Raw genomic sequence first — 9,544 nt, forward strand, 5'->3', positions numbered from 1 at the left:
GCCCCTCCTCCGCGGCCCAATACCCCGCGTAGTTCACCTTGATCGTCTCATAGGCCAGCGCGAGGTCGGACAGCGGCTGCCGGCCCGTCGCCACGCATTCCATGAAGTCCTGGATCTCCTGCAGATAGCCGCGCGTCCATTCCTCCTCGAGGCAGACATATTGCCAGCCGGTTTTGCGGTCGACCTTTTCGGTGATGTAGACGCTGGCGAGCTTCTCCTCGGACGTCTGGTAGCTCATCAGATGGTTGTTCGGGGTGATGTTGGCGAACAGCGAGCCGCCTGACGTGTACGTCTCGACCAGATTGCGCACGCCGCCCATGATCATGTCGCCGGAGAACACGGTCGCCTTGGTGCCGTCCGAGAAGGTCGCGGTCAGCGTGCCCCAGTCCTCGACATCGACCGGATTGGCCTTGATGTAGGTGCGCTCCTCCGGCTTGAGGCCGGCTGTGACGTTGCCGACATCGCCGGTGACGCTGGCCACGCGGATACTCTCGCCGCGCGCCTTCGCTTCGACCTGCTTGAGGTAGAGCACGGCGGAGAGCGGATGGCAGCCCATGCGGATCAGCGAGCCGCCGCCGGTCATCGCCCATTGCGCGGCATGGGCCGCGTGCGAGCCGGAATGACTCTCCTCGCCCTTCATAAAGAGGATCTTGTCCTTGGTCGCCTTGATGATCTCCGCGGTCTTGGTCACCGCGGGCGCGTAGATCCAATCCTCGGCATACATGAAGAGTTTTCCGGTGCGCTCGATCGCGGCGCGCGTCTTGTCCATCTCCTCCAGCACGCGCTCATACATCAGCGCCTTCGGCACGTGCTTGCCGATCGGCTGCTTGTCGCCGTCGCGGCCGAAATAGCCGGCGAACGGCTTTTCGCAGATCACGTGCTTGCCGGCCTGCATCGCCGCGACGATCATTTCGGCATGAAGATTGGGCGGCGTGCAGATGTCGATGACGTCGATCTCGCGGTCGGTGATCAACTCGGCAAAGCTGCGATAGACCCGCGGGATGGTGTGACGGCCAGCGAATTCGACGACATGGTCGCCGCGTGCGGCCACCGCCGCGACTTCGACGTCCACGCCATAGACGCGCCGGAACGCATACATGTGCAGCTCCGATACGAAGCCGCAGCCGACGAGTCCTACCCTGATCCCAGCCATAGTGCCCCCTTGCTTTGGGCGGCACTATAGCGCGCTGGCTGGCCTATTCCACGGAGACTCGCACCACGCCGGCACTCATCATGCCGAGCGCGCGGGCAGCCGGCACCGAGAGATCGACGATACGGCCGCGGATGAAGGGGCCGCGATCGTTGACGCGACACTGGATCGAGCGGCTGCCATAGGAGACCCTCAGCACGCTGCCAAACGGGCGCGTGCGGTGTGCACAGGTCAGTTCGCCGCCTTTGCCGGCTTTTGCGTAGCCGTAATAGGAGGCGAGCCCGCTTTCGGCATGGGCAACAGAAAATGGTGAAAACGAGAAAGTAGCGAGACAAAACAATAGCGTCGGCTGCGCGCGCACGGCACCGCTCCGGGTTGGCCCAGACCCGTCCCGCAAACGTCAGTTTGTTCCCTTCAGTTCCTGGAACTGCCGGGACGGATCCCGGCAGCGCCATCACACATTGTTACTGTTTGTGAAAAACCAGCGTGCGCACCTCGATGCTTTCACGCGGCGCGGCATCATCAGGCGTGGTCGGATCGACGAAGGCGGTGTGCGGCCCGAAGCGGGTGCGGCCGTCGGTTGCGGAATCGTAGCACTTCAGCAGCAGCGCCTCGTCCGGTGTCATCTCCGGAAAATAGAACCAGCGATGATCAGGATTGTATTTCACCGAATAGGTCTCGCCGCGGCGGTCGGGATAGATCAGGTCGGACGCCACGAGATCACCGGGCGCAACCGTGGTGCCGTCGGCCATCGCCAGCGGTGAATCGCGCAAGGGACCGCGGATCGGCCGCCAGAGATTGATCACCTGCACGCGGCCCTTCAGCAGCTCTTCGGCCTCGTCAGGCAGATGCTCGCGCACGCGGTTGGCGCCGGAGACCGCGGTCTGGTCGACATGGACGCGCGTGGCCGGCTGGCGCGGGCCGCCGCCGCGAATGTCGGCGGCGCCTTCGACGCGCTTGCGCACGGTATGGTCGAAGATGACGACGCGGTCCGCCTTGAGCGTCGCGCGCAGGAACGCCTCGACGGCGGGATAGTAGACCGCCCTCACCTCTGCGTCGTCGTAGAAGTCTTTCACCTGGGTCGGATGGCGCACCAGCGCAAAGCCCTCACGGTCGAGCGAAAAATTGTTTGCGATCAGGCGCGCATCGAAGATCGGCATTTGATGCGGCTCCGGCAGCGACGTGCTCTTGGGCTCGCCCGGCGGCGGGTCGAAAGCGTAGGTGCGCGGTTTTCCCGCGGTCGGCCCGAGATAGTTCAGTTCGGCAGTGACGAAGGGAAGCGATTCGATTCTCGTTTCTTGCAGGCCCATGGCCGGTCTCCCGATGTGGTCGTCGGATTGATTTTTGACGGGGTGCGAAGCGGCGCAAGGGAGGCGGTGCAAATAGCAATAGGGATGTTGTCGGCGGCGTGAAGCGCAGAACGAACGTGTCGAGGATGGCTATCGGGCTAGCAGGCGCACCCCTCGTTTCACGGATGCTTGAGCGTCCTGTGAGTTCTCGTGCCCTCTCTCTCCGAGAGCATCCTGCGCGGCATGGGTCCCGGCTCTGCGGAGCAGCGTTGCACGCTGCACCGCGTCCGGGACACGAGAGGCGGATCATTCCGCGGCCTGGCCGCGAACGGCCTGACGCCTGGCGACCAGCTCGCGCGTCAGCGGGATCAATTCGCGGCCATACTCGATCGCGTCGATCAAGGGATCGAAGCCGCGGATCAGGAAATGGCTGATGCCGAGATCGTAATAATCGCCAAAGACTTCGGCGACCTGCTCGGGCGTACCGACCAGCGCGGTGGTGTTGCTGTTGGCGCCGGTGAGCTTTGCGATCTCGGTCCACAGCCGCTTGTCGATGCGGCTGCCCTGATCGGCGAGCGCGAGCAGGCGCCGCGCACCGGCGGTGGCGTGGCCATCGGCGGGCTTGCGATAACCGGTCTTGTCCTGCAGCGCGGTGGCACGCGCCAGAATCTCCTCCGCCTTCTCCCAGGCCAGCTTCTCCGTGGGGGCAATGATCGGCCGCACCGAGAGGCTGAAGCGCGGGGTCGGCCGCCCCTGCCTGACGGCGGCGTTGTGGACGCGCGAGGTCACGTCGCGCACCTGCGCATAGGACTCGCCCCACAGCGCAAACGTGTCGGCGTGCTTGCCGGCGGCGTCGATCGCAGCATCCGAGGCGCCCCCGAAATAGACGCGGATGCCCTCGGGCCGATACGGCTTCACCTGCGAGAAGGCGTTCTCGACCTGGTAGTACCTGCCCTTGTAGGTGAACGGCTTGTCGCTGGTCCATTCCAGCTTGAGGATATCGAGGAACTCGGAGGTGCGGGCGTAGCGCTCGTCCTTGTCGTCGAGCGTGTTGCCGTCCTGCCTGAGCTCGGTGGCATTGCCGCCGGTGATGACGTGGAGCGCAACCCTGCCGCGGGAAAACTGGTCGAGCGCTGCGAATTGCCGCGCCAGCAATGTCGGGGCAGTGAAGCCCGGCCGCTGCGCGATCAGCACGTTGAGGCGGGAGGTCACGTTGAGGACGTGCTGCGCCACCTGGAGCGCGTCGGGCGAGGTCGAATGAAATGCCAGCAGCGCGCGATCGAAGCCGGCATTCTCATGCGCCTTCGCCACCGTCTCGATGTGGGTGGGGTTGAGGACCGGTCCCTCGCGGACGACCGTCTCGGAGGAATTGTTGTTGCTGATGAAGCCGATGAACTCGATCGACATGATCGTCTCCCTGTTGATCTCTTAGAGCTCGAGCGCAGCGCGGCCGAGGCCGATACGCGTGGAATCGTCCTGCGGCGTGTGCACCCGGCCGCACAGCACGTCGCGATAGTGCCGCTCCAGCGGATTGGTGCGGGACAGGCCGTGATTGCCCGTGAGCGACAGTGCATCCTCGACCACGGCGATGGCGTTGTTGGTGACGGTGAGCTTGATGGCGTTGGATTCGCCGGCGGAGAGTCCAATGCCGTCGTCGAAATCGCCGGCGAAGGAGGCGATCAGCCGCGCATTGACCGCGAGCCGCGCCTCGATGCCGCCGAGGATCTCCTGTGCGCGGGCCAGGGTCGCGAGCGGCGCGCCGAGGCTGGCGGGCGCGCGCTGCTTCAGGAACGTGATCAACCAGTCGCGCGCGGCGCGGGCGACGCCGTCATAGATCGCCGCGACGAAGATCGCGTGGACGGCGGCCTGTGCAACGTCGGGCGCACGCCAGTCCGCCGGCTTGCGCACGTCGACCTCGGCATCGAGGGGGATCACGACGTCGTCGAAGATGACGTCATGGCTGCCGCTCGCGCGCAGGCCGTGATGATCCCAGGTCTCGACGATGCGGGTGCCCGGCAGGCCAGCCGGCACCAGGAATTGCCCGACGCGCGGCTCGGCCTCATCCGTCCGCGCCCAGACCAGGTACCATTTCAGGATCGGCGAGCCCGTCGAATAGATTTTGTGGCCGGAGAGGCGCCAGCCGGTCTCGGTACGCCGTGCGATCGTCGACGGCAGGCCGCCGCGGGCGGGTGAGCCGAGCTCGGGCTCGACCCGCAGCGCGTTGACGAGCGCGAGGCCCTCGACGCTCGCACGCGCAAGCTTGCGCGACAGCCGCACCGGCCAGGTCGGGCTGCGCGCCATGACGAGATGGTTGATGTAGTGCATCGAGAGCACAAGCGCGGTCGACGGGTCGGCCTTGCCGATGACGCCGAGGACGCGCGCGGTGTACCTTGCGCCCGCGCCTGCCCCGCCATGGACCGCCGGCGCCGTCAGCGACAGCAAGCCCGCTTCGGACAGCTCGCGAAAGTTCTCGAAGGGGAAGCTGCCGCTGCGGTCATGCTCGGCTGCGCGTGCCGCGAAACCTTCGGCCAGTGCTTCGGCACGCGCGATGTAGTCGGACTCGCTCTGGGCCGTGCGGCCCTTGGCTGCGGATGTCACCATGTGGCGTCCAACCCCAGCAGACCGAGGATCTGGCGGCGGAGGTCCGCCAGATAAGGATCGCCGCGATGGCGCGGATAGGGCCGGTCGACGCGGATGTCGGCCTTCACGCGGGCGGGACGATCGCTGAAGACGATGACGCGGTTGGCGAGCACCAGAGCCTCCTCGGCGTCGTGGGTCACCAGCAGCGTGGTAAAGCCCTTGCGCTGCCAGAGCGAGACGAGCTCCGCCTGCATGGTGATGCGGGTCAGCGAGTCGAGCTTGCCGAGCGGCTCGTCGAGGATCAGGATCTTGGGATCGTTGACCAGCGCGCGGGCGAGCGCAACGCGCTGCGCCATGCCGCCGGAGAGCTGGTGCGGATAGGCGTTGCGGAACGAGGCCAGCCCCACGAGATCGAGTGCGTCGTCGACGCGGTGACGCTGACTCTTCAAAATGCCCTGGGCCTCGAGGCCCAGGGCGACGTTGTCCCAGACCGACCGCCAGGGAAACAAGGTCGGATCCTGGAACACGACCACGCGCGAGGGATGCGGGCTTCTGATGCGGCTTTCATCCTCCCGCAATCTTCCCGCCCGGGGTTTGTCGAGGCCGGCGACGAGGCGCAGCAAGGTCGACTTGCCGCAACCGGAGGGACCGAGCAGCGCGACGAATTCGCCCGGCTCCACGGAGATGCTGACATCGCTGAGCACGGGCAGCTCGGCGCCGTCGATGTCGAAGGCGTGGCTGACCTGCTCGATGTCGAGCGCGGCGCCGGCTGCCGGGTGCGTGACCGCTTCAGCGAAAGCTGCGGCTACCATTTCACAGTCCCCTTCTGCCAGACCAGCAGCCGATCGCGGATCGCAAACAGCAGCGTGATCGCGCCGGAGCAGAGCAGCGACATCACGATCAGTGCCGCATACATGTTGGCGTAGGCGGCCCAGCCCTGCGCCCATTGCAGGTACCAACCGAGCCCGGCCTTGACGCCGATCATCTCGGCGACGACGAGCACGGCGAAGGACGAGCCGAGCCCCATGAACAGGCCGACGAACACGTGCGGCAACGCGGCGGGGATCGCGACCTTCAGCACCAGGAAGGACGGCTTGGCGCCCAGCGTGCGCGCGACGTCGTAATAGGCATTGCTGACGCTCGCGACGCCCGACCATGTCAGCACGGTGACGGGAAAGCCCGTTGCCAGCGCGATCAGGAAGGTCGAGGCGCTCCAGCTCGACGGGAAGGTGAAGAAGGCGATCGGCAGCCAGGCCGTTGCCGGCAGCGGGCCGATGAAGCGCAGCACCGGATGCACCCAATAGCCGACCGCGCGCGACCAACCGATCGAGACGCCGGTCAGGAAGCCGACCGTGGCCCCGATCAGATAGCCGCCGAGCTGGAGCTTGACCGACGCGAAGACGCTGTCGAGCAGCTTTGGCAAGTCGTCGGTATAGACCTCGATGATAGACTGCGGCGGCGGGAAGAACGGCAGCGGCAGCCAGGCGAACTTTGCCGTCGCGACCTCCCACAGCGTCAGGAAGGTGCCGAGCGCAACCAGCCATGGCGCGCGCTTGCGCAGGGCCCTGCCCGCCGATCCCAGATAATCGGCACCGACGGTGCCGAACAGCGCGATGGCCGCGATGATGAAGGCGGCGATGCCGAGCGAATGCGTGCGCGACCAGTCGCCGACATCCTCCCACCACAGGCAGGACAGGCCGAAGGCGATCCAGGCGATGCTGGCGAGCACGCCGACGCCGGATTCCCTCGCCCAGTTCGCCAGCAGCGGCGTGCGGGAAAGACGCGGCGCGCCGGAGGCGAGCCCGTCAGACAGCGAATACGTCGACATAGATGCGCTCCGCGAATTTGGCCGTGTCGGTGCTCGGCTTGAAGACCTGCACGCTCTTGAGATCGTCGGCATAGGCCTTGAGCTCGCGCTTCAGCACATCGCCGACGGGATGATGATGGTGGGTGTGGTAGCGCACCATGCCCTCGATATCGGCGAGCGTGGCCGCCTTCGGCGCGTAAGGCTGGAACGATTTTGCGGCGGCCGTCGCATTCTGCGAGCTGAACATCGCGGCATCGAGCAGCGCCTGCGTGATGGCGCGGGCGACCTGCGGCTCCTCCCGCACCAGGCTGCCGCGCAGGCCCAGGATGCAGCAGCTCTTTTCGCGAAATTCGCCGTCGAGATTGGAGGCGACTTCCTTGTACTGGGTGTCCTTGAGCCAGAGATAGGCCAGCGGATCGGAGGACAGGAACGCCTGCACCTCGCCCTTCTCGACGGCGACATTGAGAAGGTTGCCGGGATAGGCGCGCCAGTCGACATCCTTGTTGGGATCGATACCGAGCTTGGCGAGCTGGATCGAGAAAAAGTTCTTGTCGGGACCGGCGAGATCGCCGACCGCGACGATCTTGCCCTTGAGATCGGCGAGCCTGGCAACGCCGGAATCGGCGCGCGACAGCACGCGCATGCAACCGCCGTGGGTGCCGGCGGCGATCTTGACGTCAAAGCCCTGTTCCAGCGGCTTCAGCCAGCGCAGCGCCATGCCGAGGCCGGCATCGCTCTTTCCCGTCGCGATCGCCTCGAGCAACTGGTCAGTCGAGCCGGAATAGTTGACGAGCTCGACGTCGAGATTGTGCTTCTGGAAGAAGCCGTGCTCGATCGCAACAGGCACGGGCGCGAGGCAGACGGCGCCGGCGTTCCACGACAGTTTCACCTTGCGCGGCGCGCCGGTGAGCGCGGGCGCATCGGACGCCGTCCGGCACAGCGGAAACTCCGAGAAGTCGATGCCGGATGCAATCCCGCGCGGCGCAAAAGCCTGCGCGCCCAGCGCGCCGAGCGGCGCGGCGAAAGCTGCCGCAAGCCCCGCCTGGAGCAGATGGCGCCGGTCGAGCCCCCGTCCGCCGCGCTTGTCGTCGTTGTTCATCAGTCCCCACTCCTGCGCTGGCACGACTCCGCCCTTGGCGCAACGCTTCACGTTGCGCATGGTCCGTACGGAGCTGCGTTGAGAGAAAATTATTCCGCCGGCGTTTGTCGCGCCGCGTTGATGCGATGCGCAAATCATGCGGCGCACTCGCCGTATCGTCAATGAAATGGAATTTCGAATGTGATGCGAAGCGAGGTCATTCTCTCCATCGGCGCGCGCGAGAACGATGAAACGATTTTCGTGAATGCGGTTGCTCCCGGCGATCGACAGGAGCGCACATCTGCTTAGATCCCGTGCATCTTTCTCTCGCAAGACCGTCGTGTTCTCGCGCGCAAGGATTCAATGAAACGTCCTTGCCCGATGCGCGCGCAATACGGTTGGCCATTTCATTGACTGCACATCGCGCGGTCATAGACTTGATCGTCTCGCTGCATCGCTCGCTCACGCGTCGTGAGCCAAAGTCACAAGCAAGCAACAAGACAGGCTATATGAGCATCAACTCCCACGATCATTCCATTACCCGCCGGCTCGCCGCATCGCTATTCGCCGCCGCCATCACGCTGTCGACGACTGCCGCGTCGTTTGCCGCGGACACCGTCGTGCTGCGCGTCGGCGACCAGAAGGGCGGCAACCGCTCGCTGCTCGAAATCTCCGGTTATGCGAAGGACCTGCCCTACAGAATCGAATGGTCGGAATTCGCCGCGGCGGCGCCGATCCTGGAAGCGCTCAACGCCGGCGCGCTCGACGTCGGCTACACCGGCGATCTCTCCTTCCTCTCGGTCTACGCCGCCGGCGCGCCGATCAAGGCGATCGGCGGCACCAGGTCGGATGCGAAGACGCAAGCCATCCTGGTGCGTCAGGACTCGCCGATCAAATCGGCCGCCGACCTTAGGGGTAAACGCCTCGCCGGCACCCGCGGCGGCTGGGGCCAGTTCCTGATCGACGCGACGCTGGAGAAGGCGCAGATCAAGCTCGAGGATGCGACCTTCGCGCCGCTCGGCCCCGTCGATGCCAAGATCGCGCTGGTCGCCGGCTCGATCGACGCCTGGGCGGTGTGGGAGCCCTACGTCTCGTTCGCCACGCTGAAGGACAAGGCGCGGGTGATCGCCGACGGCGAAGGCCTGACGCCGACCATCACCTTCATTGTCGCCTCCGACAACGCCATCGCCACCAAGCGCGCGGCGGTGCAGGATCTGGTGCAGCGGCTGAACAAGGCGCGGCTGTGGTCGCTGGATCACGTTTCCGAATATGCCAAGAACACCGCCGAGCTGACCAAGCTGCCGGAAGACGTGCTGCTGTCAGCCTATACCGCGCAGCGTACCAGCCCGATCGTGATCGACGAGAACGTGGTGAAGGAGGTGCAGGAAGCCTCCGACCGCTCGACGCGTTACGGCATCCTGCCCAAGAAGCTCGACGTCAGCAAAGCCGTCGACCGCAGCTTCACCGCCGCGGCCGCCGGCTCGAATTGACTCCCCAATGGATGAACTCAACGCCCCAACAAAGGTGCGTTCCCTCCCCCCTTGTGGGGAGGGTTAGGGAGGGGGTAGCCCAAGAAGAGGTGCGAGTGATGACGCACAGAGGACGGGCGCGACGGAGAGAATCCCCGTGTGGCCCCCCCT

General features: G+C 65.6%; 9 protein-coding genes. 1 reads left to right on the forward strand and 8 read right to left on the reverse strand.

Annotation, left to right across the window (positions count from 1 at the left end; translation table 11 throughout):
- The 8 genes from CV770_RS39510 to CV770_RS39545 form a co-directional block, all read right to left on the reverse strand.
- The coding region (locus CV770_RS39510) for a Gfo/Idh/MocA family protein (protein ID WP_104466162.1) at positions 1 to 1,153 on the reverse strand (1,153 nt) is incomplete at its 3' end.
- A 43-nt stretch (positions 1,154 to 1,196) separates the two neighbouring features.
- Entirely contained in the window at positions 1,197 to 1,511 is a 315-nt protein-coding gene (locus CV770_RS39515) for a septal ring lytic transglycosylase RlpA family protein (RefSeq protein ID WP_091961261.1), read from the reverse strand.
- Between the two features lie 103 nt (positions 1,512 to 1,614).
- Complete coding sequence (locus CV770_RS39520; RefSeq protein ID WP_104466157.1) at positions 1,615 to 2,460, reverse strand: CmcJ/NvfI family oxidoreductase; 846 nt, start codon at positions 2,458 to 2,460, stop codon at positions 1,615 to 1,617.
- 285 nt (positions 2,461 to 2,745) lie between these two features.
- Complete coding sequence (locus CV770_RS39525; protein ID WP_104466158.1) at positions 2,746 to 3,846, reverse strand: LLM class flavin-dependent oxidoreductase; 1,101 nt, start codon at positions 3,844 to 3,846, stop codon at positions 2,746 to 2,748.
- 21 nt (positions 3,847 to 3,867) lie between these two features.
- Complete coding sequence (locus CV770_RS39530; RefSeq protein ID WP_104466159.1) at positions 3,868 to 5,040, reverse strand: acyl-CoA dehydrogenase family protein; 1,173 nt, start codon at positions 5,038 to 5,040, stop codon at positions 3,868 to 3,870.
- Positions 5,034 to 5,831, reverse strand: a complete 798-nt coding sequence (locus CV770_RS39535) for an ABC transporter ATP-binding protein (protein ID WP_104466160.1) — start codon at positions 5,829 to 5,831, stop codon at positions 5,034 to 5,036. Before CV770_RS39535 ends, CV770_RS39530 begins: the two co-directional genes overlap by 7 nt.
- The gene (locus CV770_RS39540) at positions 5,825 to 6,847 is read right to left on the reverse strand and encodes an ABC transporter permease (protein WP_104466161.1); all 1,023 of its coding nucleotides are present in this window, start codon (positions 6,845 to 6,847) and stop codon (positions 5,825 to 5,827) included. The genes CV770_RS39535 and CV770_RS39540 overlap by 7 nt, the downstream gene beginning before the upstream one ends.
- On the reverse strand, positions 6,825 to 7,925 hold the full coding sequence (locus CV770_RS39545; protein ID WP_104466163.1) for an ABC transporter substrate-binding protein: 1,101 nt from the start codon (positions 7,923 to 7,925) through the stop codon (positions 6,825 to 6,827). The genes CV770_RS39540 and CV770_RS39545 overlap by 23 nt, the downstream gene beginning before the upstream one ends.
- 488 nt (positions 7,926 to 8,413) lie before the next feature.
- Between CV770_RS39545 and CV770_RS39550 the strand changes: the two genes are divergently transcribed.
- Complete coding sequence (locus CV770_RS39550; protein WP_104466164.1) at positions 8,414 to 9,394, forward strand: ABC transporter substrate-binding protein; 981 nt, start codon at positions 8,414 to 8,416, stop codon at positions 9,392 to 9,394.
- The last annotated feature ends 150 nt before the right edge of the window (positions 9,395 to 9,544 follow it).

The sequence above is a fragment of the Bradyrhizobium sp. AC87j1 genome, from assembly GCF_002936975.1.
GTDB lineage: Bacteria > Pseudomonadota > Alphaproteobacteria > Rhizobiales > Xanthobacteraceae > Bradyrhizobium > Bradyrhizobium shewense.